Origin of the sequence: Futiania mangrovi (assembly GCF_024158125.1) — a bacterium.
GTDB lineage: Bacteria > Pseudomonadota > Alphaproteobacteria > Futianiales > Futianiaceae > Futiania > Futiania mangrovi.
The window spans coordinates 901500-925102 of record NZ_JAMZFT010000002.1 but is presented as its reverse complement, the minus strand read 5'-3'; the positions used below and the strand labels follow the sequence as shown (position 1 = coordinate 925102).

Here is a 23603-nt window from a genome sequence, read left to right as displayed (position 1 = left end):
TGTCAAGGCGCCTTCTCCAACCCGGGTCTTGCATGTGTGCCAGGGACACCATGAAGCAGACGGGAGGACGGCATGACCGGGGGCAAGGGAGATGCGGCGGGGGCAGCCGTCCTGGAGGAACCTGTATCCGCGCCCGGGAACTTGGCGGACGCAGCCGGACCGGAAACGGTGCAGCCGGAGGAGGCGCCGGGCCCGGAGGAAGCCGCGGCCGCGGCGGAGCAGCCGGCCGAAGGGAAGCCCGCGGCGGAACACCGGCGCTCGCTCGGCAAGCTGCGGCATGACCCGGAGGCGATCCGCCGCAGTTTCGAGAACGGCGAGTATCCCTACACGACCAAGCTCAGCCGCCGCCCCTACGAGACGAAGAAGGAAGCCCTGCAGGCCGAGCTTCTGAAGCTCCAGCTGTGGGCGAAGGACACCGGCCAGAAGATCGTCATCCTGTTCGAGGGCCGCGACGCCGCGGGCAAGGGCGGCACCATCAAGCGCTTCACGGAGCACCTGAACCCCCGCGGCGCGCGCGTCGTCGCGCTGGAGAAGCCGAGCGAGACGGAACGCGGGGAGTGGTTCTTCCAACGCTACATCCGGCACCTGCCGACGGCCGGCGAGATCGTGCTGTTCGACCGCTCCTGGTACAACCGGGCTGGCGTGGAGCGGGTGATGGGCTTCTGCAGCCCGTCGGAATATCTGGAATTCATGCGGCAGACGCCGGAACTGGAGCGGATGCTCGTGCGTTCCGGCATCCACCTGTTCAAGTACTGGTTCTCCGTCACGCGGGAGGAACAGCGCCGCCGCTTCGAGGCGCGCCGCACCGACCCGCTGAAGCAATGGAAGCTCTCGCCCATCGACCTCGCCAGCCTCGACCGCTGGGACGACTACACCGAGGCGAAGGAGGCGATGTTCTTCTACACGGATACTGCGGATGCGCCCTGGACCATCGTGAAATCGGACGACAAGAAGCGCGCGCGGCTGAATTGCATGCTGCATTTCCTCGACGCCTTCGACTATCCGGGCAAGAATACACGGGTGGCACAGGCACCCGATCCGCTCATCGTCGGGGAATGCGCCCACGTGGTTCATCGGGATGAGCATATTCTCGGCAAGGCGCTGCACCCCGACCTGCGGCGCAGCACGGCCGACGCCTGACAAGGGCGGCGTCCGCCTGCCGGGAGGGAGGAGGAGACGTGCAGCCAATGAAGCGTGCGAGCGGGCAGGGCGCGGGTGCGCCGCGTCTGGCGGCGTGGGGGCTTTCAGCAGGTCTGGCTGCTGTTCTGGCGCTGGCCGCAGGCGCCGGCCCGGCGCTGGCGGCAGATTGCAGGCGCGCGCCGCGTCCCGGCATCGACTGGAGCGAGTGCAGCCGGACCAATTTGATCCTGAGCGGCGCCGACCTCGCACGGGCGAAGCTCGACGGCGCGGACTTCACGCTGACGGACCTGAGCGGCAGCACGCTGACGTCCGCCAGCCTCGAAAAGACCACGCTGGTGCGTGCCTCGCTCGCCGGCTCCGTGGCAGACGAGGCGAACTTCCGGAAGGTGGAGGCCTACCGCGCGAACTTCTCGCGTCTCTCCGCCAGGGGCGCCAACTTCCGCAGCGCCGAGCTGCAGCGCACCGACTTCAGCGGGGCAGACCTCACCGGCGCGGACTTCGAGAAGGCCGAGATGGGGCGGACCGTATTCGACGGCGCGATCCTGAAGGACGTGCGCTTCGACTTCGCCAACCTGGCGCGCGCCGACCTGCGCAAGGCTCAGCTCTCCGGCAGGATCGATCTCAGCCACGCCTTCCTGTTCCTGACACGGATCGAAGGGGTGGACCTGACGGGCGTGAACGGCCTCGAGCAGGGGCAGCTCGACATCGCCTGCGGGGACGCGCAAACCCGCCTGCCGCCCGGCCTGTCCGTGCCCGAAAGCTGGCCCTGCGCCGCCGAGGAGTGAGGCCAGGCGCGTCCGTCAGGATGTCGCCGTCTGCGCCGAGCGCAGGCGGGGTGCCAGGTCGTCGGGAATCTCGACGGTCATCGTGAGCACGCCGCTCGCCAGCGCCTTGCCGTAATTGTCGAGGCAGAGGTTGCGCGAGACGCCGCCGCCCAGCGTCCCCTCGCACACGAAATTGAGCACGCCCAGCCGGTCCACGGCGTAGCGCGTGACCCTGCCCTTGACCACGCCGGCATAGTGGCGCGCGACCGCCTCCTCCGTGATCTGCGCCTCGATGTGCGGATAGAACTCCGCCTCGTAGGCAATGACGGCGATGTTGAGCGTGTTGCCCTTGTCGCCGCTGCGGCTATGGGCAAGCTCGCGCAAGGATACGTGCATGGGCGTCGCCTCCCGTCAGAAATAGCGGATGGAGGGGGTGACCGCCGCGCGGTCGACCAGCGTGGACCAGACGCCGACCACCTCGCGCACGCGGTCGCCGAAGGGCACGCTCTTGCCTGTCGAACCGAGGCCGGAGACCGCCATGCCGTCGACCTCGCGCCCCACCTTCTCGGCCTCCGCGCGGGTACGGGTGCGGGCGGCGACGCGGACGCAGACCTCGTAGGGTTCGTGCGCGGGGTCGGGCTCCGGCGACATCGGTCCATGGATCGCGTTGACGCCCAGGAAGTCGATGCGCACGTCCTCCGCCTGAAGGTTCACGATGCGGAAGCGTTCCTCCAGAACCCGCTTGGCGAGCCGTGCCTTGGCGAGCGCGCCGGGCCCCGCATAAAAGAACATGTCCTGGCCGATGAAGCCTTCCCGCGCGCCGATGGAGGCCTTGAGCGTCGGCGTGCGCGGCTTGCCGGAGATGCCGCTGATGCGCACCCGGTCGGGGTCCACCTCCTCGATCGTTGCGCTGGTGAAGTCGACGACGCAGTCGGGCGTGATGTAGTTCGCGGGGTCGTGCACCTCGTAGAACATCTGCTCCAGCACCGTGCGCCGGTCGATCCGCCCGCCGGTGCCGTCGAGCTTGGAGAGCACGGCGGATCCGTCCTCCTCCACCTCCGCGATGGGGAAGGCGAAGTTCCACGGCTCCGGAACGTCCTTGTAGCCGGGGTCGGCGAAATAGCCGCCGGTGACCTGCGCGCCGCACTCCATCAGGTGCCCGATGGCGGAGCCCATGGCGTATTTCTGCACCTCGTCCGGGCCCCAGCCGAAGGCGTGGATCATCGGCGCGAGGAAGATCGACGGATCGGCCACGCGGCCCGTCAGCACGATCTGCGCGCCATTGTCGAGCGCCTCCACGATGGGCCCGGCGCCCATGTAGGCCTCCGCCGAGACGATCTCGCCCGCGATCTCGGAAAGGCTGCCGCCCGTTTCCAGGATCGGCCCGGCAAGCGCCGCGATCCGGTCCGTGATGAGCGCGCCCTCGACGGCTGCGACCTTCACGTCCCCATGACCGAGCCCGGCGAGGATCTCCTTCGTCTTCTCGGCCGCACCCGACGGGTTGATCCAGCCCTGGTTGGAGACGATGCGCGTGCCATTGGCGAGGCAATGAGGCAGGACCGCGCGGAAGCGGTCCTCCAGATAGGTGTCGTAGCCCGGAAAGGACGGATCGCGGGACTTGCGCACCTGCGCGGCGGAGACGGTCGCCTCCGCCATCGTCTCGAAGCACAGAAAGTCGAGACGCCCGTGCGCGGCGTTGGCCTCGGCCGGCGAGATGCGGTCGCCCCACCAGGCCGAGCCCGAACCGATCCTGATCGTCATGGCCGCCGCTCCCCGCCCGCGCCGGGCCTTGCGGTCATTCCGCCGCTTCGCCCACCGTCCGGCCCGTGGGGCCGTCGTATTCGACCTCGTCGTGGTTGGCGATCTTGCGCCAGCCGCGCTCGCGCTTCACCTCCTCGACCGCGTGGGCGGAAATGCCCGCCGCGCGCGGCACGAAGATGAACACGCGCGCGACCCGCCAGTCGAAGCCGAGGTCGCACAGCACCGCCGCCATGATGCCGTCGATGTTGAGCGGGATGTGGCGGCCCGTCGCCTCCTCGATGGCGTCCTGGATGGCGAGCGCGAGGTTGAGATTGTCGCCGCGCAGGCCAAGCTCCCCCGCCATCTTCACGAGGCAGTCGACGCGGTCGTCGCGGTGCGGGTGCAGCGGGTGGCCGTAGCCTTCGATCCGCTCCTTCGCCTTGCGCGAGTCCGCGACGATGGCGCGCGCCTTGTCGGCCAGAGACTGGCCCGCGGCCTTCGCCTCTTCCACCCAGATCTGCAGCTTGCGCGCGATCTCCTGGCCCGCGCCGCCGTGCACGTCGCCGATGGTCAGGATGCCCGCGGCCACGCACGCCTGCAGCGGCACACCCGAGGCGGCGACGATCCGGCTCACCGCCGAGGGTGCCACGATGCCGTGGTCGATCACGGAGACCATCAGCGCGTTGAGGAGCTTCGCCTCTTCCTTGGACGGCACACGCTGCTGGTAGAGCACGAACATGGCGGCCCCGAAGTCGAGGTTCTCCATCAGGTCCTGGATCTGGTAGCCGCCGATCGAGGCGCCGTCGTCGTCGAAGGTCGAGATGGCCGTGCGCCATTTCTTGTCGGTCATTGTCTTCTGCTCCCTGAGAATTCAGCCGGCCGGAAGGCCGAGGACGTTGCGCGCGATGATGTTGCGCTGGATCTCGTTGCTGCCGCCGTAGATCGTCGCGGGCCTGGCCTTGTAATAGGCCGCGAGCACGTTGATTTCCGCGGCGCCCACGTCGACTTCGCCGGCGAGGCCGCCCGCCGCGCCTGCCGTCTCGATGATGAGGTCGGCGATGCGCTGGAAGGTCTCCGTCGACCAGATCTTGAGCAGCGACACGTCGGGACCGAGCGGCTCTCCCCGCGTCAGGATCCCGGCGAAATGGTGATAGGCGTTGGCGAGGTGCGCGACGTCGAGTTGCAGGCCCGCGAGCTTGTCGCGAAACACCGGATCGTCCAGAACGCCGCACGCCTCCGCCGTCTCGACCAGCACGTGCAGGCCGTATTCGGCGAACTTGGGGCTGCCGAGGGAGACCCGCTCGAACCCCAGCAGCGACTTCGCCACCGTCCAGCCGCGGTTGAGCCCGCCCACGAGGTTCTCGGCGGGCACGCGGACATTGTCGAAGAAGACCTCGCAGAACTCCTCGTGCCCCGCGATGTCGCGGATCGGGCGCACGTCGATGCCCGGCGTCGTGATGTCCACCAGCAGGAAGCTGATTCCCTCCTGCTTCTTCACGTCCGGGTCTGTGCGGGCGAGCACGAAGATGTGCGTCGCGTCCTGCGCCAGCGTCGTCCAGATCTTCTGGCCGTTGATCACGAAATGATCGCCGTCCGCCACCGCGCGGGTGCGCAGGGAGGCGAGGTCGGAGCCCGCGCCCGGTTCCGAATAGCCCTGGCACCAGATCTCGTCGCACGAGAGGATGCCCGGCAGGAAGCGGCGGCGCTGGTCCTCGGTGCCGAAGCGCATCAGCACCGGGCCGATCATCAATATGCCGTGGTCCTGGAAGCGCGCGATGCCGTGGCGTTCCTGCTCCTCCAGGAAGATCAGCAGCTTGGAGGCGGACAGCCCCATGCCGCCGTACTCCGCGGGCCAGGCGGGCGCAATCCAGCCCTTGCGCGCCATGCGGCGGTACCAGTCCTCCAGGTCGCGCCAGCGAAGCCGCCGCGGCGGATAGCGCAGATGCGCCGGGTAGTTCGCCACGAACTCCGCGCGGATGTGCTCGCGGAATTCCTCGTCGGTGAGCGCGTCCCAGTCGCGCTCCTGCGGCACGCCGTAAGCCGTCACGACCGCCCCTCCCCCTTGACCTGTCCCGGCAGCGCGCCGCCGATGGGCGCGCGCTCACCGAACCGGCGTTGATGCTCCGCCGCGTTGCCGAGCCATGCGGCCAGCACCAGCGCGCGGTTGACGTAGACGCCAAGCTCGTACTCGTCGGTGAAGCCGATGGCGCCGTGAAGCTGCACGGACTGGCCCGCGACCATCCGGCCCGCGATGGCGGCGCGCGCCTTCAGGCTGCTCGCCGCGGTCTCCCACCCGTCGAGATTGCCCGCGCCCCCGGCCAGCGCGCGCACGGTCGCATCGAGCGTGGTGCGCGCAAGCTCCTTCTGGATCCAGAGGTCGACGGCGCGGTGCTGCAACGCCTGGAAGCTGCCGATGGGCCGGTTGAACTGCTCGCGCGTGCGCAGATAGTCGAGCGTGATGTCGAGCGCGCGCTCGATCAGGCCGGTCATCTCCGCGCTCGCGGCGACCGTCGCCTCGGCGAGCGCAGCGCGCAGGATGGCCGCGCCCTCGCCCGGTGCCGCAAGGCAGTTCTCCGCCGGAACCAGCGCGTCGGAAAAGGTCACCCGCAGGCTGCGCGTGCCGTCCGCCGCACGCTCGGCCGCGACGTCGACGCCCTCCTGCCCCGCTTCGGCCCAGTAAAGGCCGAGGCCACCGTCCGCGGACGCCGACACGATGAAGCCGTCGGCGCCGGGCACCGGAATGAAGCGGCTCTCGCCGCCGAGGTGGACGCCGTCGCCCGCGGGCACCGCGCGCACATGGGTTCCGGCCACGTCGATGCCCCCGCGCACGCCCTGCCACGCGACGCCGGGCAGCAGGTCGCCCGCAACGAGGCGTGCGAGCAGATCGTCGCGCAGCGCAGTTTCGGGCGCGCGGGCCAGCACCCGCGCGGCGAGCACCGCGACCGGCACATAGGGCTCGGGGAAGGCCGCATAGCCCAGACGCCGCGCGATGGCGGCGGCGGCCTCGAGGCCGAGGGCAAGCCCGCCCTGCCCCTCCGGCACCAGCACGCCGAGCCAGCCCTGCTCGGCCATGTCGCGCCAGACCTTCGCGTCGAAGCCGTCGGCGCTGTCGCGCACCCGGCGCGTACGGGCCGCGTCGGGCACGGCATAGGATGCGACCGCGTCGGCGATCATGCCGAGGGTCTCGGCATCCGCCTCCTCGGGCCCCGGCAAGGGAGGGATGGGAACGGGCGTGCTCATGAGGCCTTTCTCTCTTCATCTGCCGCATCGCCGGGCGCATCGGGCGACGGGACGATCACCGCGTCGAGCGCAAGCGCGCCCTCGCCCGCGGGCAGGACCAGGAAGGGATTGATGTCGATGCTGTCGAGCCAGTGCGCGTTGGCCGCTGCGAAGCGGGAGACGGCGGCGAGCGCATGGGCAAGCGCCTCCACGTCCGCCGCGGGTGCGCCGCGCGCGCCTGCGAGAAGACTTGCGGCCTTCGTCTCCGGGATCATGGCGCGCGCCTCCTCAACGCCGAAGGGAGCAGCACGGAAGCACACGTCGCGGAACACCTCCACGAACACGCCGCCGAGCCCGAACATGACCACCGGCCCGAAGGTCGGATCGACGGTCACGCCGACGATCGTCTCCACGCCCTTGCGCGCCATCGGCGTCACGAGGATGCCGGAGAGGCGGGCGCCGGGCGCGGCGTCGCGCGCGCGGGACGTGAGCGTGTCGAAGCCCGCGCGCACGGCGGCCCGGTCCGCGACGTTCAGCAGAACCCCGCCGATCTCCGTCTTGTGGGCGATGTCGGGGGAGACGATCTTCATGGCGACCGGGTAGCCCATGGCGTCGGCCGCCGCGGCCGCCTCGTCCGCAGAGGCCGCCAGCGTTTCCGGCAAGACCGGCAGCCCCGCCTCCGCCAGCAGGCGGCGCGCCGCGACCTCGTCGAGCGGACCGCCGGGACGGGCGCAGGCGGGCGGCAAGGGCGCCGCCGCCTCCTCGGCCCGCGCGAAGCTTTCCGCGAAGAAGCGCAGCGCCGCGACCGCCGCCATGGCCCGGTAGGGATCCTCGTAGACAAGGAAGCCCGCCTCCTCATAGGCGCGCACCGTCTCCGGATCGGCGAGCATGCACAGCACGATCAGCCGGTCGTGCCCCTCCGTCCCCTTGAGGATCGCGTCGCGCAAGCGCCCGGTCGCCCCACGGTCCAGCGCGACCGTGGTGAAATAGCCCGCGAGCACGTCATAGTCGGTGTCGGTGCAGAGCACGCGCAGCGCCCGCTCCATCAGGCTCGCATCGTTGACGATCTGGCCGGTGACGTCGAACGGGTTTTCCGGCGCGGCATGGGGCATGATCTCGCGGAGTTTCGCGCGCGCCCCCTCCGGCATCGGCGCGGCGTCGAGGCCGAAGCGCTCGGCGAAGTCCGCCATCTGCACGCCGCCGCCGCCCGACACCGAGACGAGCCCCACCCGCCCCGACGCCGGGTAGATCCCCCACGCGCAGGCATAGGCGATGTCGACCTGGTCCTGGGTGGAGACGGCGCGCCACGCCCCGTACTGGCGCAGCACCGCGTCGTGAATCGCATCTGCCCCGGCGAGCGCGGAGGTGTGCGAGCTGACCGCGCGCGCGCCCGCCGCGGACGAGCCGACCTTCATGAACACCACGGGCTTCTTCAGCGCGCGGGCGGTCTTGAGGGCGGAGACGAGGCGCGCCCCGTCGCGCACCCCTTCCGCATAGACCATCACGACCTTCACGTCCGGCTGGCGCACGACCCAGTCGAGGACCTCGGCCGCGTCCACGTCCATCTCGTTGCCGGTGGTGATGCAATAGGTGACGCCGAGGCCGCGCTGGCGCGCCATGTAGGCGATGTGCTGGCCGTGCGCGCCGCTCTGGCTGACCACGGCGACGGGGCCCGGCGAGGGCAGCCCGCGGTCGAGCGAGGTCGCGAACATGCCGAAGAAGCCGATCTCGGAATTGAACGCGCCGAGGCAGTTGGGCCCCAGCACGCGCATGCCCGCCTCGCGCGCGACGCGCAGGATCTCGGCCTGCGCCTTCGCACCCTCCACCCCCGCTTCCGAAAAGCCGGAGGAGAAGACATAGACCCCCGCCATGCCCTTGGCCGCGCAGTCGCGCACGGCGTCGAGCGCCATGGCGGCGGGCACCGCGATCAGGCCGACGTCCGGCACCTCGGGGATGTCGGCGACGCTGGGATAGGCGCGCAGGCCCTGCACCGTCTCGCGGCGCGGATTGACCGGGTAGAGCCCACCTGCGAAGCCCGCCTCGCGCAGGAAGCGCAGCGCCCGGCCCGAAATGCGCGCCGGGTCGTCGGAGGCGCCGACGATCGCCACCGACCGCGGCTGGAACATGCGGGTGAGAGCTTCGGCCCCTCGTGCGGGAACGGTCATGCGGGCACCTTCAGGACGGATGAGCGGGCACGGGCGTCACACGCCGGACAGCGCCCGCGGGCGCGTGCATCGCCTGATCGGGACCAAGCCCCGCCCCGGCGGCCGCGTCGATGGCGTGCGTCATGGCGACGAGCTTCGGCCCGATCGTCTCGACGAATGCCTCCCGGCTCATGCCCGCAGCGGGAACGCCGCAATTGAGGATAACGAGTTCGCCGTCCACGCGGACGCGCAGGGGCGCGGCGCAGGCGTACATCTCGCGCCGCACGTCGCCGAAGGAGCAGGCGAAGCCCCGCTCCGCGAACGTCTCCACCGCCTCCTCGACCGCGCCTGCATAGCGCGCGAACCCGTCCGGCTCGGCGGCGCGCAATTCCTCCAGCAGGGCGTCGCGGTCGTCGGGCGCGAGGGCCGCGAGATAGGCCCGGCCCATGGAGCTTGCGAGGATCGACAGGGTCGCCCCGATCTCCGGCAGCGTCAGGCGGTGGGCGCGGCTGCGCGCGCTTTCCACGAAGACCATGGTGTGCCGGTCGCGCATGCCCATGGACACCTGGCCCGCGACGTCGTTTGCCAGTTCGTGCATGAAGGGCCGCGCGATGTGCCGGATGCCGAGCCCCGCCAGCATCGGGTAGGCGAGCGTCAGCACCGCCGTCCCCAGCGCATAGCGCCCGAGCGTGGGCGAATGGCGCAGGTAGCCAAGCTCCAGCAGCGTGCGCGCCAGACGCGACACCGTCGGCTTGCTGAAGCCCGTCCGCTCCGCCAGGTCGCGGTTGGAAAGATAGGTTTCGCCCGCGCGGAAAGCCCGCAGGACCGCCAGCCCCTTCGCCAGCGTCAGGGCGAACGAGCCGTCCGTCCCTGCTGGCTCCGATGCAGCGGATGAGGTGGCATCCTGCGGCGGCACGCGGCGTTTCCCTGTCCCAAGAAGATTGACACGGAGCCTAGGGAGCGGTTTGAATTGTGTCAACTATCGGTCTTGTGTTTCAAATATTGGAACATGTGGCCAAACAAGACAACGGGCTGCATCGCCCGGGGAGGAAGGATGCGCGCAGGGAGCACGGGCGTTCGCGGCCCGCGGCGAAGGGGTCATCCCGCGCCGCGCCGGGATGGCCTTGTCCGGCGCCTGGTACGCAGCGGCGGCCGCGATGCACGCTGACACCTCGACAGCACCGGCGGCGGGGGATCGCCTTGTGCAGCCCGCTCATGTCGTGTGCCTGAACCGCATGCTCGACCCAGCAGGCGAGGAGATGCTGCGCGCGTCGGGCGCGGAGGTGGAGGTCGTCGCCTGGACCGATACGGCCGCCGTGCGCGCCGCTCTCCCGCGTGCCGACGCCATCGTCGTGCGCCTGCCCGCCGCGTTTCCGGCGGACCTGGTGGCGCTGGCGGGCCGCGCGAAGATCGTCGCGTCGAGCGGATCGGGCACCGACCATATCGACATCCCTGCCGCCACCGCCGCCCGGATCCCGGTCGTCAACAACCGCTACGTGGGCGCGCGGGCCGTGGCCGAGCACACGCTGGGCCTGATGCTGGGCCTCGCCAAGCACATCCACCGGGGCGACCGGCTGTTGCGGACGCAAGGCTGGAGCGTGCGCGAGACCTTCCATCACGAGAACCTGGCCGACGACCTCTACGAGAAGACGCTATGCACGGTCGGCTTCGGCCCCATCGCGCGGGACATCGCGCGCATCTGCCACACGGCCTTCGACATGAACGTCGCCGTGCATTGCCGCACGCGGCCCGCCGACCTGCCCGCGGGCTACGACTGGGAGCCGGACCTCAACGCCCTGTGCGCGCGCGCCGATTTCCTGTCGGTGAATGTGCCGCTCGGCCCCGCAACGCATCACCTCTTGGGGCGCGAGGCGATCTCGCACCTGAAGCCCACGGCCTATGTGATCAACACCGCGCGCGGGCCGGTCGTCGACGGCGACGCGCTCTGCGAAGCTCTCGCGGAGGGCCGGATCGCAGGCGCGGGCCTCGACGTGTTCGAGGAGGAGCCCTTGCCGAAGGACCACCCGCTGCTCGCCCTGCCCAACGTGATCGTGACGCCGCACGTCGCTGGCCTGAGCCGCAGCGCCTGCCGCAGGCTCGCGCTCTCGGCCGCGGGCCAGGTCGTTCAGGTCCTGAAGGGCGAGCGCCCGCCGAACCTGATGAACCCGGAGATCTGGGAGACACGGCGCACCTGACGCCGGGCGGGGGCGCACGCCGCACCCCTCCGGCACCACCAAGCGCGCGGCCCAACAGCGCGCAGAACCGAAAGCCAACCGGCATCAAGAGGAAGGGAGAACTGGCATGAAACTCAAGTCACTCGTTACGGGAACGCTGGCGTTCGCGTGCGCATCGGCGCTGAGCGTGGGCGCGGCGCAAGCCCAGACGGAGGTGCGCGCGACCAACTGGCACCCGCCCAAGCACCCGGTCGTGACCGGCGGCTACGAGCCGTTCGTGAAGCACGTGGAAGAGATCTCCAACGGCTCGCTCAAGATCAAGCTGTGGAGCGGCGGCTCGCTGGTGAAGGCGAAGGAGACGCTGCCCGGCCTGCAGAACGGCATCGCCGACATCGGGATGCTGGCACTGTCGTACTTCCCGGCGGAGTTCCCCTATTCGCAGATGATCGCCGACTTCGGGATGATGAGTTCGGACCCACTGGCCGCGTCGGCGGCGGTGACCGAGTTCGTCATGCTGCAGTGCCAGCCCTGCCGCGACGAGTTCACCAAGCGCGACATCGTGTTCACGGGCGTCTATTCGACGTCGCCCTACACGCTGATCTCCAAGGGTGACTACAATTCGCCGGAAGCGCTCGCGGGCAAGAAGTTCCGCTCCGGCGGCGCGCTGTGGAACCGCTGGATCGCGTCGGTGAACGGCACCGCGATCAACGTGCCGTCCTCGGAGATGTTCGAGACGATGGACCGCGGCGGCGTCGACATCGCGATCATGTCGTCGGCCTCGCTGTCGTCCTTCAGCCTGTGGGACGTGGCGAGCTACAACATCCTGACAAAGCTCGGCACCTACCAGGTCGCCGCCACCTTCGCGCTCAGCAAGGAGTTCTGGGAAGGCCTGAACGCCGACCAGCGCAAGGCGATCCTCGACGGCGCGGCGCTGGGCAACCTCGGCACCACGCTCGACTACATGGCGCTCGACGAGAAGGCGCTGGCGCAGGCCAAGGAGAAGGGCGTGACCGTGCTCGAGCCGAGCGCGGAGCTTGCCAGGCAGATCCAGGACTTCGTGGCCGCCGACCTGAAGACCGTGGCGGAAACTGCCAAGACCAAGCATGGCGTGGCGGACCCCGACAAGTGGATCGCGGCCTATCGCGAGCTGCTGACCAAGTGGGAAGGCCTGATGGCACAAGCCGGCGGCGACCGCGAGAAGATGCTGCAGGCGCTGCGCGACGAGATCTTCTCCAAGGTCGACGTCAACACCTACGGCCTCTGATCCGCGCCGGCGGACACGGGAAACCAGCGAGGGGGGAACGGCATGCGCCGGGCGTATTTCGGGTTCGTGGACATCTGCACCCTTGTGGGCGGGGTGTCGCTGATCGCGATGATGCTGCACATCACGCTCGACGTGGTGATGAAGTATCTCTTCAACTCGCCCGTTCCCGCCACGCTGGAAACCGTGTCCTACTACTACATGGCAGGCGTGGCGTTCCTGCCGCTTGCGGGACTGGAGCGCAACGGCACGCTGATCCATGTGGAGCTGTTCTACGACATGATGCCGGAGGGCGTGCGCTGGCTGGTGCTGGCGCTCGCCCTCCTGCTCGCGCTCGGCTATTGCGGGGCGGCGGGCTATGCCGCGGTGAAGCCCGCGGTGCACGCCTATGACGTCGGCGCCTATGCGGTCGGCGTCTCGACGCTGATCACCTGGCCTACCCGCTTCCTGCCCATCATCGGCTTCGGCCTGCTGGCGACGGTTCTGGCGTGGAAACTCGCGCTCCACCTCAGCCATCCCTGGAAGGTGGTGCCCGCCGAGGGCACCGAGGGCAACGGCCACGACGCCTACACCGGCACGGACGAGGGCGCGTGATGTCCAGTCTCGCACTCGGCGCCTACGGGCTCATCGCCGTTCTCGTCCTGCTCGTGCTGCGCGTGCCCATCGGGGTCGCGCTGGGCGGCACCGGCTTCATCGGCATCTGGCTGTTCGCGGGCCCCCGCGCGGCCTGGGGCATGCTGTCTGAAGTGCCCTACGAGTTCATCGCGCACTGGACGCTCAGCTCGGTGCCGATGTTCCTGCTGATGGGCTATGTCGCCTTTCATTCCGGCCTGACGGTCGGCATCTTCAACGCAGCCCAGGTCTGGCTCGGCCGCCTGCCGGGCGGGCTCGCGGTGGCGACCGTGTCGGGCGCGGCGGGCTTTGCCGCGGTGACGGGGTCGAGCATCGCCGCCGCGGCCGCCATGGGGCGGATCGCCGTGCCGGAGATGACCCGCAACGGCTACGACCCTGGCCTCGCCACGGGAACGGTGGCCGCCGCGGGCACCATCGGCGCGATGATCCCGCCGTCGATCCTGATGATCATCTTCGGCATCTTCGCCGAGGTCTCCATCGCCAAGCTGTTCGTCGGCGGGGTCATACCGGGCCTGCTGACGGCGCTGTTCTTCTGCATCGTCATCATCGCGCGGGTCTGGCTGCGGCCCGCGCTTGCACCCGGCCTCACCTACCGGCCGACCTGGGGCGAGAAGTTCGCCTCTCTGCGCGGCGTCTGGCCCTTCGCCGTCCTCGTGGTGGGCGTGATCGGCGGCCTGTTCGGCGGCGTCTTCACCCCGACGGAGGCGGGCGCGGTCGGCGCCTCCCTCTCCATCGTGATCGCGATGGCGCAGCGCGCGCTCACCTGGAAGCTGTTCCTGACCGCGGTGAAGGAGACGCTGTTCAGCACGGCGGCGGTGTTCTTCATCGCCATGGGCGCGGCGCTTCTGACGCGCTTCCTGTCGTTCACGGGGCTGCCCGCGACGCTGTCGGACTTCGTGACCGCGCTTGACCTCGGCGTCGTGTCGCTGATTTTCGCGATCGCGCTGCTCTACGTGTTCCTCGGCATGTTCCTCGATCCGCTGGGCTGCATGCTGCTGACCCTGCCGATCCTGCTGCCGATCCTCGAGGCGCAGAACGTCGACTTGATCTGGTTCGGCATCCTGCTCGTGAAGTTCCTGGAGATCGGGCTCGTCACGCCGCCTGTGGGCCTGAACGTCTTCGTCATCAAGGGCGTGGTGGGCGACATCGCGTCCGTCGCGACGATCTTCAAGGGCGTCGCCTGGTTCCTCGTCGCCGACATCGTGCTGCTGGCGCTGCTGATCCTGTGGCCGGACATCGTGATGTTCCTGCCGAACCTCGTCGACTGAGGCGCGCGCCGGGTGCGCCCGGCGCCTGCCTTCAGCGCTCCAGCACCTCGCGGGCGAGGACGGTCGGCAGGTGGCCGTCGGGCAGGAAATTGGGCTCGTCGGCGCGGGTGTCAGTATAGGCCTGCGTCCGCGCGCCCTCGCGCATCGCGTCGGTCGTGGCGAACCAGGTGATGGCGAGCCCGTCGAGGCGCGGCGCGCCACCGCCCATGTAGTCTTCCAGCGCGCAATGGTTCTGCTCGTAGCGCAAGACGCTCGGGATCGTCGCTGCGAGCGGCCCGTGCACGACGCGCCAGTGATGGCGGAAGTCGGCAAGCGACAGGCTGTCGCGCCGGGTGACGAGCTCGATGCTCTTCACCGCGCCGGCGGGCACCGGGCGGCTCTTGATCCGGTGGACGTCGACGATGAGCGTGATGGTGGCGCCGGGGTCGAGGATGCCCTCGCGCCGCGCCAGCAGGTCGCCCGCGCCGGGCGAGGCGCACCATAGCCCCGCGAGGTCGGGGTGGGCGAAGGCGAACTCCTCCATCGCGTCGAAGGCCAGTTCGCCCCTGGCATAGCCCTTGAGCAGGCTGTGCGACTGCACATAGCGGACAAGGCCCGGAATGTCCGGGTCGCCCTCTGCGGCCCCCGCCAGCCGGGCGTGAAAGTCCGCAACCTCCATCCCGGGACGGCGCTTGTAGAGATGGACGAGCTTGCGCATCGGAAGGCCCTCAGGACGCGCGGTGATGCAGCCGGCGGTCGAGATAGAGCAGCCCGCCGCTGATCGCGATGGCGACCGTCGCAAGGATCAGGATCACCGCCATCATGGTCGGCACGTCCAGCGTCCCGATGGCGTTCATGATGAGGTAGCCCAGCCCGCGCTGGGAGGCGAACATCTCCCCGATCATCACGCCGAGCAGGGTCAGCGAGAAGCCGACGCGAAGGCCCGAGACAAGCTCGGGGATCGCCGCCGGAACCACCACGGTGGAGACGAGCTGGCCGCGGCTCAGCCTCAGCACCCGGGCAGTCTTGAAATAGACGGGCGCGATGGTCCTGACCGCGCCGAGCGTGAAGATCGCGACCGGAATGATGCCATGGATCGCACCGAACGCCACCTTGGCCGACATGCCGAGGCCGAACACCAGCAGGATCAGCGGGTAGAGCGTGATCTTGGGCAGCGAATAGAGCGAGATCAGGATCGGCTCCGCCACCTCGCCCGATACCTTGTGCAGGCCGAGCGCAAGGCCGACGGTCAGCCCGCCCAGGATCGCGATGAGGAGCGCATAGACGAGCGCGGAGGCGGTTTCCCAGACGTGCGGCCAGAATGTCGCGCTCGTCAGCAGCTCACCCGCGCGCGCGAACGTCGCGGCCGGCGAGGCGATGGCGATGTCGCCCGCCGACCAGTTGAGAAGCTGCCACACGGCGAGGATGCCGAGCACCAGGAGAATCGTGTCGAGGGATTGGCGCATGGTCTCAGCGCCCCCTCCGCGCCATGATCCGCCGCTCCCAAACGTGGAAGACGGCGTTGATGACCGTCACCAGCGCGATGATGAAGAGCATCAGCGCATACATGGTCCGGTTGTCGAAATTGTTGAACGCATAGGCGATGGAGTAGCCGATGCCCGAGGTCGACATGATGAACTCCGCCGCGATCACGCCGATGAAGGAATAGGCGATGGCGAGCTTGGCCCCGGTGAAGAGATGCGGCGCCGCGCTCGGCAGCTTGATCATCAGCGCCGTGCGCACCGGGTCCATCCCGCACACGCGCGCCGTCTTCAAGAGCACGCGCGGCACGCGGTCGAGACCGTTGATCGTGTTGATGATCATGGCGACGACGCCGAACAGGAAGCCGATCAGGATGATCGGGGCCGGCCCCAGCCCGAAGATCGCGACCAAGAGCGGGTAGAAGGCGAAGAACGGGATCGCGTAATAGGTCGCGAGGAACGGGTCGACCGCCCGGCGCAGCCGCGTGACGGAATGGAGCCCCGCACCGAGCACGAAGCCGCCCACGACCGACAGGGCGAAGGCGACCGCGACATTGCGCAGCGTCTGCACGATGTCCGCGTCGGCCTTGCCGGACTTCAGCAGCGCCCACAACTCGACGGCCATGGCGCTCGGCGGGATCATGGTCAGCTTGCCGATCACACCGGTGCGGCACAGCACCTCGATGAGCAGGACGAAGGCCGCGACCACCGCGAGCCGGATCCAGCCGAGCCGCGTCATGCCCGGCCCTTCTCCGCCATGCCAGCGGCCTTCATGCTTTCCTCGCGGAGGAGACCCCACAGCTTGCTCGTAATGTGGCCGAAGGCGTCGTCGGATGCGATGCGGCTGTCGCGCTCCCGCGGCCACCCGGTCTCGATGTCGGCGATCAGGCAGCCCGGACGCGCCGACATGACCCCGATGCGGTCCGACAGCATCGCCGCTTCGTCCAGCGCGTGGGTGATGAGCATGACGGTCGCGCCCGTCTCCCGCCAGAGCCTGAGCAGCTCGTCGCCCATCAGCAGGCGGGTCTGCGCGTCGAGCGCGCCGAACGGCTCGTCGAGCAGGATCAGGCGCGGCTGCATCACCAGCGTGCGCGCGATGCACACCCGCTGGCGCATCCCGCCCGACAATTGCGAGGGATAGGCCTTGGAGAAATCGGTGAGGCCCATGAAGGCCAGCGCGTAGGACACGCGCCGCTCGATCTCGGCGGCGTCCATCCCCGCCCGGCGCAGGCCGAAGGCGATGTTGTCCCACACGGTCAGCCAGGAGAAGGTCGCATCCTCCTGGAAGACGACGCCGATGCCGGCCGGCACCGAGCCGCGCACCTCCTGCCCTTCAAACAGGATCGTGCCCTCGGTCGGGGCCGAGAGCCCGGCCAGCACGTCGAGCAGCGTGGACTTTCCGCAACCCGACGGGCCGACGACGGAATAGAACTCTCCCTGCGCCAGCGTCAGGTCGACCGGACCCAGGGCATGCACCCCGGGCCCGCCGCCCGTCGCGGGATAGACCCGCGTCACACCGGTCAGTTCGGCGTGCGCCGCCCGCGGCGCGTCGCGCGTCGCGGACGGGGCACTCGCCTCGGCGAGCTTGGAAATGGCCAGGTCCTCCCCGGTAGGCTTACTTCACGAAGCTGTCGTCGACGTACTTCGCCCAGTCGACCTTGCCCTCGACCTCGCCGATGATCCGCAGGCCGCCGATCAGACGGTCCATGGCTTCGAGATTGAACTCGCCCCGGCTCCAGTAGTTGAGCTTGATGAGGTTGTTGATCGCTTTCAGCGCCAGCGCCGGGTCCATCTCGTAGTACTTGGCGACGATCTGCGCGGCCTCCTCCGGGTTCGCGTAGACGAAGTCGACGCCCTTGCGCCGCCCCTCGACCAGAGCGCGGATCGTGTCCGGGTTCTCCTTCAGGAACTCCGACGTGGTGACGCCCACCGACTGGATCATCTGCGGCAGCTCGTCGGCCACCTGGAACACCGGGCGGTAGTTGTCGGAGAGCTTGGCCCAGATCGGGTCCATGATCGGGGCGGCGACGACCGCGCCTTCCTTCAGGAGCGTCAGGCCCGCGCCGATGCCGCCCGCCGCGACCATGTCGGGCTTGATGCCGTTGGCGTCGCTGACCATGGTCAGCAGCATCTCGGTCACCGACTTCGGGCTGGTGAAGGAGACCTTCTTGCCGTCGAGGTCCTTCGTCGTCTTGATCGGCGAATCCGGCAGCGTGACCCACAGGATCTCGCCCACCGTCTGCACACCCGTGTTGACGATCTTCAGGTCGGCGCCCTGGTTGATCGCGGCCACGACCGCCGACAGCGCCACCTCGCCATAGGGCAGGTCCGCCGCCATGACGTTGCGCATGGTGGTACCGCCGCCCTTGGAGGTGAGCACGCCGGTGACGTCGACGCCGGCCTCCTTGAAGAAGCCCTTCTCCATCGCCACCGCATAGGGCGCGCCATACATCAGCACGCCCCAATGCGTGACCGTAACCTCGGCGGCATCCGCGCGCGGCGCGCTCGCCGTCATGGCCCCCGCGCCGCCGAGTGCAAGCGCAGCCGCCACGCAGGCAGCCTTTCCGAACGTTGCAAAGATCGACATGTGTTTCATGACCTCCCCTGTGTTTCGCTGCAGTCGCCCGGACGCCAGGCCCGGCCTCGGCAGGCTTCGCGTGATTGGCCGGACGCCTGCTTCAGACGGCCGGCACCTCGTAGATCCAGGGGCGCAACTTGCTGTCACGCGCCTGGAAAGCGGCAATTGCCTCGGCATGGCGCAGCGTCATGCCGATCTCGTCCAGTCCCTGGAGCAGCGCCTCGCGGCGGTCCGCCTCCATCTCGAAGGGATATAGGCTACCATCGGGACCGGTCACCGTGCAGCCCTCGATATCGATCAGCGTGTCGCGGCCGGCATGGGCCTCGGCCGCGTCGGTGAGCGCGCGCACCGCCTCGTCAGGCAGCACGACCGCTGCGAGGCCGTTCTTCTTGCAGTTCTCGTAGAAGATGCTGGCGAAGCTCGGCGCGATCACGGCACGGATGCCATAGTCGACGAGGCTCCACACCGCATGCTCGCGCGAGGAGCCGCAGCCGAAGTTTTCCCCAGCGATCAGGATCTTCGCATTCCGGAATGCCGGACGGTTGAGCACGAAGTCCGGAACCTCCCTGTCCTGGGCGTCGAGCCGCCACCCGCTGAACAGGCCCTTGCCCAGCCCCTCGCGGCTGACGGTGATCAAGTGCCGGATCGGGATGATGGCGTCGGTGTCGATGTTGGCGCGCGGCAGCGGCGCGGCCACGCCCTTCACCTTGCGGGTCTTCTCGAGCGCTCCCATCTCAGGCGGCCTCCCTGGCCATCAGCGTGCGCGGATCGGTGATGCGGCCGGTGACGGCGGCCGCCGCGGCGGTCGCGGGACTTGCGAGGTGCGTGCGCGCGCCCGGACCCTGGCGGCCCTCGAAATTGCGGTTGGAGGTGGCGACGCAGCGCTCCCCCGGCCCGACCTTGTCGGCGTTGATCCCTGCGCACATGGAGCATCCGGGCTCCCGCCAGGCGAAGCCGGCCTCCATGAACACGCGGTCGAGGCCTTCCGCCTTCGCGGCGGCCGCGACCGTGCCCGAGCCTGGCACCACCATCGCCTGCACGCCCGGCGCGACCTTGCGGCCCCGCGCGATGGCGGCAGCCGCGCGCAGATCCTCGATCCGGCTGTTGGTGCAGGAGCCGATGAACACCCGCTGGACTTCCACGCCTGCGATCGGCGCACCGGGCTCGAGCCCCATGTAGGCCAGCGCGCGCTCCAGCCCCGCCCGCCGCTTCGGATCGCTCTCGGCGGCCGGGTCGGGCACGCGGGCGTCGATGCCGGCGGTGTCCTGCGGGCTCGTGCCCCAGGAGACCTGCGGGACGAGGCCGCTCACGTCGATCTCCACCTCGCGGTCGAAGGTCGCGCCCTCGTCGGTGCGCAGCTCCCGCCAGGCGGCGACGGCGGCGTCCCACATGGCGCCCGTCGGGGCATAGGGCTTGCCCTTCAGATAGGCGAAGGTCGTCTCGTCGGGCGCGACCATGCCGAAGCGGCCGCCAAGCTCCACCGTCATGTTGCAGAGGGTGAGCCGCTCCTCGATGCTCATCGCCTCGACGACCGGGCCGGCATATTCGACCGCATGGCCCGTCGCGCCCGCCGTGCCGATGGTGGCGATCAGGTGCAGCACGATGTCCTTGGCCGAGACGCCCTCCGGCCGGGTGCCGGTAAAGCGGATGCGCATGGTGCGCGGGCGGCGCAGGATCGCGGTCTGGGTGGCGAGGATGTGCTCCACCTCGCTCGTGCCGATGCCCCACGCCATCGCGCCCAGCGCGCCCACCGTGGAGGTGTGGCTGTCCCCGCAGGTGAGCGTCGCGCCCGGCAGAGCGATGCCAAGCTCCGGCGCGATCACGTGCACGATGCCCTGCTGCGGATCGTCGATGTCGAAGTTGCGGATGCCGCTCGCCGCCGTGTTGCGCCGCAGTGCGACGATCATCTCCTCCCCGCCCGGCACGGTCGCGTCGGTGCGGCCCGGGTCGGTCGAGACGATGTGGTCCGCGGTGGCGAAGGTCAGTTCCGGGTTACGCACCTTGCGGCCCGCGGCCTTCAGGCCGGAGAAGGCCTGCGGGCTCGATACGTCGTGCAGCACGTGGCGGTCGACGTGGATCAGCGTGCGCCCGTTGCCCAGGTCGGCGACGGCGTGGGCGTTCCACACCTTGTCGATGATGGTCTGCGGTTCGGAAGCGGTCATGGCGGGCCTGTCCTGTCCGTTTGTCGCCGGGGTGCAGCGCCTCAGTCGGCGCGGTATCTCTCCTCGCCGGCGTAGTAGTCGTCGAAGCCGACGAGCGTCTTGAGCGTCTCGAAGTCGACCTGCGGCACGGTCGCGTCATCGCCGTCGGCAATGGCCTTCAGCGCCGCGCGCTGGGCCGCGATGCTGGCGGTCAGCAGCGTCAGCGGATAGGCCGCGATCCGGAAGCCCATCGCCTGAAGCTCCGCCGGCGCCGGCACGGGCGTCTTGCCGCCGCGCACCATGTTGGCCATGCAGGGCCTGTCGATGGCGGCGGTGAAGGCGCGCATCTCCTCGGCGTTTTCCGGCGCCTCGAGGAAGATGATGTCGGCGCCTTCCTCCACGAAGTCATGGCAGCGGGCGAGCGCCTCCTCGAAGCCCAGCGGCGCACGCGCGTCGGTCCGCGCCATGACGAGGATGTCGTGTGGGCCGGTGCGCGCGGCGTCGACCGCGGCGCGGACCTTCATGCGCGCCTCCTTGCGCGAGACGACCTGCTTGCCCTTGGTGTGGCCGCACTTCTTCGGCGAGACCTGGTCCTCGATCATCACGGCGGCGGCCCCGGCCTTTGCATAGGCGCGGACCGTGCGCTGCGCGTTCATCGCGTTGCCGAAGCCCGTGTCGCCGTCGCCGATGACCAGCAGGTCCGGCTCCGCGTCGCAGATCGCGCCAAGCTGGTCGACCATCTCGGCGAAGGAGATGAGTCCGGTGTCCGGCATGGCAAGCCGGCTGCCGGACACGGCAAAGCCGCTCATCAGCGACAGCGGGAAGCCCGCCTCGCGGATCAGCCGCGCGGACAGCGGATCGAAGCAGCACGGCATGAGGCGGAGGACGGGCTCCTCCAGCAAGGTGCGCAGGCGCGCGGCGGGTGTCTCCACGGCGGATCGGCCTCCCTTGTCGCGGGGGCGTTCGCGCCCCTCGTGTTGTCTGGCTCAGCCCGCGCGGGGCCGAGATCGATGTATACAACCACGCCAACGAGGCGTGCAACACCGAGATTCAATGCAGCCACAAGGAAGAATTTTCCGGGAGATTCGCGGCCGGTTGTGCACAACTATGCAGTGCCGCCCGCAAGGATCTTCAGCGCGCCAGCCTCATCGAGAGAGCCTGAGAGACGGGCGCGGGCATCTTCCGGCAAGGCGGCGAACCGTGCCCGCAACCGGTCGAGGCACTTCACCTGGTACTTGAAGGGCGAGAGCGTGTAGTCGAGGCCCCAGACGCGGATGCGCAGACGCTCGGCACCCTTCGCATAGGCCTCGGCATTGGCCGCGAGGAAGGGCAGATAGAGTTCGCCCGCGAGGCTCAGCAGCGCGCCTGCCGCACCCTCCAGCGCGCGGTCGAGCGTGTGCCACGCCCCCTCCACGCCCGAGGCGTCGTCGAGGCGGCGCGTCCAGATGTCGGTGCGCGGCGCAATAGCCCGCATGATCCGCATGGGCGTCGGGTCGATGGCAAGCTGGCTGAACTGCCCGTACCACGCGAAATCGGCGAGCGAGGGCCGCGTGCCGAAGAGATAGCGGTTCATGCCCACGTGCGGTTCGAACGCGGCGAGCATCCGGCGGTAGCTTTCCTCCAGCAGCGCGCGGTTCTCCTGCGTCGCGCCGAGGATCGGCATGCGCCCGACCTGCCGGATGCGCATCGCTTCGGCCTCCTCCGCGCTTCCCGGTTCCGCATCGAAGACCGACCATTCCTCGCCGGCCCAGCGCGCGACGTATTCCTGGTCCTCCGGATCCCACCAGCGGTAGAAGAAGAGCGCCTTGACCGCCCATTCGTCCGCCATGTCCTCCAGCAGGTCGTTCAGGAACGCCGCCGCGGGGTCTTCGGGAATGACGGACCGGCCCTCGTGGCGCACCTCGAGGTCGTGGGCGAGCGCAGTCGTCTCCGCCCCATGGCTTCCGTCCGGGTATTGCAGCACAGGGATCAGCATGGGCTTGAGGTGCCGGGTCGCGGCCCGCAACTCCCGCGTCATGATCACCCAGTCGAAGGGGATGCGCCGGTAGCGCAGGATGCCGCGCAGCTTGAGCGCATAGGGCGAGGCCGTCGATCCAATCAGCCGGTAGCGCGCATCGCTCATGCCTGTTCCCCCATCAATCTCCGCGCGGGCCCGCGCCCGGACCGCGCGCGAGTGCTGCGACCTCCGCCCGCAGCGCGGTCAGTTCCGCCATGATCTGCTGATGCTCGCTGCCGAGCGCGCCGCGGGTCGCGGCCTCCTCCGCCGCGTGCTCCTGGCTCATGGAGTCGACGATGATCGCGATGAACAGGTTCAGCACCGCGAATGTCGTGAGCAGGATGAAGACGACGAAGAAGATCCACGCGAAGGGATAGACCTCCATGACGGGCCGCACGATCCCCATGGACCAGCTTTCCAGCGTCATGATCTGGAAGAGCGAGTAGAACGAAGCGCCCATGCTGCCGAACCAGTCCGGGAACGCTGCGCCGAACAGCTTGGTCGCCATCACGGCGGCGACATAGAAGACGAGCGCGAGCAGCGTCACGACCGACCCCATGCCCGGGATCGCGCGCAAGAGCGCCTGCACCACGCGCCGCATGGACGGGACGACCGAGATGAGCCTGAGCGCCCGCAGGATGCGTAACGCGCGCAGCACCGACACTCCCTCGCCCGCGGGCACGAAGGTGATCGACACGATGGCGAGGTCGAACACGTTCCACGCCGAGCGGAAGAAGGACAACCGGTAGACCGCGAGCTTCATCGCAATCTCCACCACGAAGATCGCGATGGCGATGCGGTCGAGCACGACCAGCACGCCGCCCGCCTGCGTCATGGCCGCGGGCCAGGTCTCGAGCCCCAGCACGATCGCGTTCAGCACGATGACCGCGATGATCGCGGTCTGGAACCGCTCCGATTCCACGATGCGGCGCATAATGTCCATGGAAGCTCCCTGAAGGGCGGATGACCCAAGCCGATAACGGCCAAATAAGGGAATGCCGCGGCCCGCGGTCAAGGTCCGCGAGAGGCGCCGCCGGGCCGCCGTTTTCATATTCCTGATTTCGAAGGCGTGACGTAGCCTGCAA

Annotated in this window: 23 protein-coding genes; 6 read left to right on the top strand and 17 right to left on the bottom strand. The window is 69.3% G+C overall.

Annotation, left to right across the window (positions count from 1 at the left end; genetic code table 11):
• Positions 1-72: 72 nt before the first annotated feature.
• The gene (gene ppk2, locus NJQ99_RS11285; RefSeq protein WP_269332932.1) at positions 73-1140 is read left to right on the top strand and encodes a polyphosphate kinase 2; all 1068 of its coding nucleotides are present in this window, start codon (positions 73-75) and stop codon (positions 1138-1140) included.
• Between the two features lie 47 nt (positions 1141-1187).
• Positions 1188-1925, top strand: a complete 738-nt coding sequence (locus NJQ99_RS11280) for a pentapeptide repeat-containing protein (protein ID WP_269332931.1) — start codon at positions 1188-1190, stop codon at positions 1923-1925.
• Between the two features lie 15 nt (positions 1926-1940).
• Here the strand turns inward: NJQ99_RS11280 and NJQ99_RS11275 are convergent, their stop codons facing one another.
• Genes NJQ99_RS11275 through NJQ99_RS11245 form a run of 7 tightly spaced genes read right to left on the bottom strand, consistent with a single transcriptional unit; the run spans position 1941 to position 9923 of the window.
• Complete coding sequence (locus tag NJQ99_RS11275; protein WP_269332930.1) at positions 1941-2300, bottom strand: AtuA-related protein; 360 nt, start codon at positions 2298-2300, stop codon at positions 1941-1943.
• A 15-nt stretch (positions 2301-2315) separates the two neighbouring features.
• Entirely contained in the window at positions 2316-3665 is a 1350-nt protein-coding gene (locus NJQ99_RS11270; RefSeq protein WP_269332929.1) for an acyclic terpene utilization AtuA family protein, read from the bottom strand.
• Positions 3666-3699: 34 nt separating this feature from the next.
• Positions 3700-4515, bottom strand: coding sequence for a citryl-CoA lyase (locus tag NJQ99_RS11265; RefSeq protein WP_331283336.1), 816 nt, complete (start codon positions 4513-4515; stop codon positions 3700-3702).
• Positions 4516-5691, bottom strand: a complete 1176-nt coding sequence (locus NJQ99_RS11260; protein ID WP_269332927.1) for an acyl-CoA dehydrogenase family protein — start codon at positions 5689-5691, stop codon at positions 4516-4518. It abuts the gene before it with no gap.
• A complete protein-coding gene (locus NJQ99_RS11255; RefSeq protein ID WP_269332926.1) occupies positions 5688-6884 on the bottom strand; it encodes an acyl-CoA dehydrogenase family protein in 1197 nt (398 codons plus the stop codon). Before NJQ99_RS11255 ends, NJQ99_RS11260 begins: the two co-directional genes overlap by 4 nt.
• On the bottom strand, positions 6881-9028 hold the full coding sequence (locus tag NJQ99_RS11250) for an acetate--CoA ligase family protein (RefSeq protein ID WP_269332925.1): 2148 nt from the start codon (positions 9026-9028) through the stop codon (positions 6881-6883). Before NJQ99_RS11250 ends, NJQ99_RS11255 begins: the two co-directional genes overlap by 4 nt.
• A gap of 10 nt (positions 9029-9038) precedes the next feature.
• The gene (locus NJQ99_RS11245) at positions 9039-9923 is read right to left on the bottom strand and encodes an IclR family transcriptional regulator (protein WP_269332924.1); all 885 of its coding nucleotides are present in this window, start codon (positions 9921-9923) and stop codon (positions 9039-9041) included.
• Positions 9924-10242: 319 nt separating this feature from the next.
• On the opposite strand from NJQ99_RS11245, the gene NJQ99_RS11240 reads away from it, so the two are divergent.
• The 4 genes from NJQ99_RS11240 (at position 10243) to NJQ99_RS11225 (ending at position 14343) form a co-directional block, all read left to right on the top strand.
• A complete protein-coding gene (locus NJQ99_RS11240) occupies positions 10243-11202 on the top strand; it encodes a 2-hydroxyacid dehydrogenase (protein ID WP_269332923.1) in 960 nt (319 codons plus the stop codon).
• A 106-nt stretch (positions 11203-11308) separates the two neighbouring features.
• Positions 11309-12445: a C4-dicarboxylate TRAP transporter substrate-binding protein gene (locus NJQ99_RS11235; RefSeq protein WP_269332922.1), complete on the top strand. Its 1137-nt coding sequence runs from the start codon at positions 11309-11311 to the stop codon at positions 12443-12445.
• Between the two features lie 42 nt (positions 12446-12487).
• Positions 12488-13036, top strand: a complete 549-nt coding sequence (locus NJQ99_RS11230; RefSeq protein ID WP_269332921.1) for a TRAP transporter small permease subunit — start codon at positions 12488-12490, stop codon at positions 13034-13036.
• Positions 13036-14343 (top strand): TRAP transporter large permease, encoded by a 1308-nt coding sequence (locus tag NJQ99_RS11225; protein WP_269332920.1) that lies wholly within the window; start codon positions 13036-13038, stop codon positions 14341-14343. Before NJQ99_RS11230 ends, NJQ99_RS11225 begins: the two co-directional genes overlap by 1 nt.
• Positions 14344-14374: 31 nt before the next feature.
• Here the strand turns inward: NJQ99_RS11225 and NJQ99_RS11220 are convergent, their stop codons facing one another.
• The 10 genes from NJQ99_RS11220 to NJQ99_RS11175 form a co-directional block, all read right to left on the bottom strand.
• Positions 14375-15040 carry an EthD family reductase gene (locus tag NJQ99_RS11220; RefSeq protein ID WP_269332919.1) on the bottom strand — a complete coding sequence of 222 codons (666 nt, stop codon included), beginning with the start codon at positions 15038-15040 and terminating at the stop codon, positions 14375-14377.
• A gap of 10 nt (positions 15041-15050) precedes the next feature.
• Positions 15051-15788: an ABC transporter permease gene (locus NJQ99_RS11215; RefSeq protein ID WP_269332918.1), complete on the bottom strand. Its 738-nt coding sequence runs from the start codon at positions 15786-15788 to the stop codon at positions 15051-15053.
• Positions 15789-15792: 4 nt separating this feature from the next.
• On the bottom strand, positions 15793-16542 hold the full coding sequence (locus NJQ99_RS11210) for an ABC transporter permease (protein ID WP_269332917.1): 750 nt from the start codon (positions 16540-16542) through the stop codon (positions 15793-15795).
• On the bottom strand, positions 16539-17327 hold the full coding sequence (locus NJQ99_RS11205; protein WP_269333223.1) for an ABC transporter ATP-binding protein: 789 nt from the start codon (positions 17325-17327) through the stop codon (positions 16539-16541). Before NJQ99_RS11205 ends, NJQ99_RS11210 begins: the two co-directional genes overlap by 4 nt.
• Positions 17328-17418: 91 nt before the next feature.
• Positions 17419-18390: an ABC transporter substrate-binding protein gene (locus tag NJQ99_RS11200; protein WP_269332916.1), complete on the bottom strand. Its 972-nt coding sequence runs from the start codon at positions 18388-18390 to the stop codon at positions 17419-17421.
• 91 nt (positions 18391-18481) lie between these two features.
• A complete protein-coding gene (gene leuD / locus NJQ99_RS11195) occupies positions 18482-19114 on the bottom strand; it encodes a 3-isopropylmalate dehydratase small subunit (RefSeq protein ID WP_269332915.1) in 633 nt (210 codons plus the stop codon).
• Between the two features lies 1 nt (position 19115).
• On the bottom strand, positions 19116-20543 hold the full coding sequence (leuC, locus tag NJQ99_RS11190; RefSeq protein WP_269332914.1) for a 3-isopropylmalate dehydratase large subunit: 1428 nt from the start codon (positions 20541-20543) through the stop codon (positions 19116-19118).
• A 41-nt stretch (positions 20544-20584) separates the two neighbouring features.
• Positions 20585-21454 carry an isocitrate lyase/PEP mutase family protein gene (locus NJQ99_RS11185; protein ID WP_269332913.1) on the bottom strand — a complete coding sequence of 290 codons (870 nt, stop codon included), beginning with the start codon at positions 21452-21454 and terminating at the stop codon, positions 20585-20587.
• 173 nt (positions 21455-21627) lie between these two features.
• Entirely contained in the window at positions 21628-22644 is a 1017-nt protein-coding gene (locus tag NJQ99_RS11180; RefSeq protein ID WP_269332912.1) for a glutathione S-transferase N-terminal domain-containing protein, read from the bottom strand.
• Positions 22645-22657: 13 nt separating this feature from the next.
• Complete coding sequence (locus tag NJQ99_RS11175) at positions 22658-23461, bottom strand: ion transporter (protein WP_269332911.1); 804 nt, start codon at positions 23459-23461, stop codon at positions 22658-22660.
• Positions 23462-23603 lie beyond the last annotated feature (142 nt).

Coding starts and splice junctions, on each gene's coding strand:
- ppk2 (WP_269332932.1), top strand. CDS start 73: ATGACCGGGGGCAAGGGAGATGCGGCGGGGGCAGCCGTCCTGGAGGAA.
- NJQ99_RS11280 (WP_269332931.1), top strand. CDS start 1,188: ATGAAGCGTGCGAGCGGGCAGGGCGCGGGTGCGCCGCGTCTGGCGGCG.
- NJQ99_RS11275 (WP_269332930.1), bottom strand. CDS start 2,300: ATGCACGTATCCTTGCGCGAGCTTGCCCATAGCCGCAGCGGCGACAAG.
- NJQ99_RS11270 (WP_269332929.1), bottom strand. CDS start 3,665: ATGACGATCAGGATCGGTTCGGGCTCGGCCTGGTGGGGCGACCGCATC.
- NJQ99_RS11255 (WP_269332926.1), bottom strand. CDS start 6,884: ATGAGCACGCCCGTTCCCATCCCTCCCTTGCCGGGGCCCGAGGAGGCG.
- NJQ99_RS11250 (WP_269332925.1), bottom strand. CDS start 9,028: ATGACCGTTCCCGCACGAGGGGCCGAAGCTCTCACCCGCATGTTCCAG.
- NJQ99_RS11240 (WP_269332923.1), top strand. CDS start 10,243: ATGCTCGACCCAGCAGGCGAGGAGATGCTGCGCGCGTCGGGCGCGGAG.
- NJQ99_RS11235 (WP_269332922.1), top strand. CDS start 11,309: ATGAAACTCAAGTCACTCGTTACGGGAACGCTGGCGTTCGCGTGCGCA.
- NJQ99_RS11230 (WP_269332921.1), top strand. CDS start 12,488: ATGCGCCGGGCGTATTTCGGGTTCGTGGACATCTGCACCCTTGTGGGC.
- NJQ99_RS11225 (WP_269332920.1), top strand. CDS start 13,036: ATGTCCAGTCTCGCACTCGGCGCCTACGGGCTCATCGCCGTTCTCGTC.
- NJQ99_RS11220 (WP_269332919.1), bottom strand. CDS start 15,040: ATGCGCAAGCTCGTCCATCTCTACAAGCGCCGTCCCGGGATGGAGGTT.
- NJQ99_RS11215 (WP_269332918.1), bottom strand. CDS start 15,788: ATGCGCCAATCCCTCGACACGATTCTCCTGGTGCTCGGCATCCTCGCC.
- NJQ99_RS11210 (WP_269332917.1), bottom strand. CDS start 16,542: ATGACGCGGCTCGGCTGGATCCGGCTCGCGGTGGTCGCGGCCTTCGTC.
- NJQ99_RS11200 (WP_269332916.1), bottom strand. CDS start 18,390: ATGTCGATCTTTGCAACGTTCGGAAAGGCTGCCTGCGTGGCGGCTGCG.
- leuD (WP_269332915.1), bottom strand. CDS start 19,114: ATGGGAGCGCTCGAGAAGACCCGCAAGGTGAAGGGCGTGGCCGCGCCG.
- leuC (WP_269332914.1), bottom strand. CDS start 20,543: ATGACCGCTTCCGAACCGCAGACCATCATCGACAAGGTGTGGAACGCC.
- NJQ99_RS11180 (WP_269332912.1), bottom strand. CDS start 22,644: ATGAGCGATGCGCGCTACCGGCTGATTGGATCGACGGCCTCGCCCTAT.
- NJQ99_RS11175 (WP_269332911.1), bottom strand. CDS start 23,461: ATGGACATTATGCGCCGCATCGTGGAATCGGAGCGGTTCCAGACCGCG.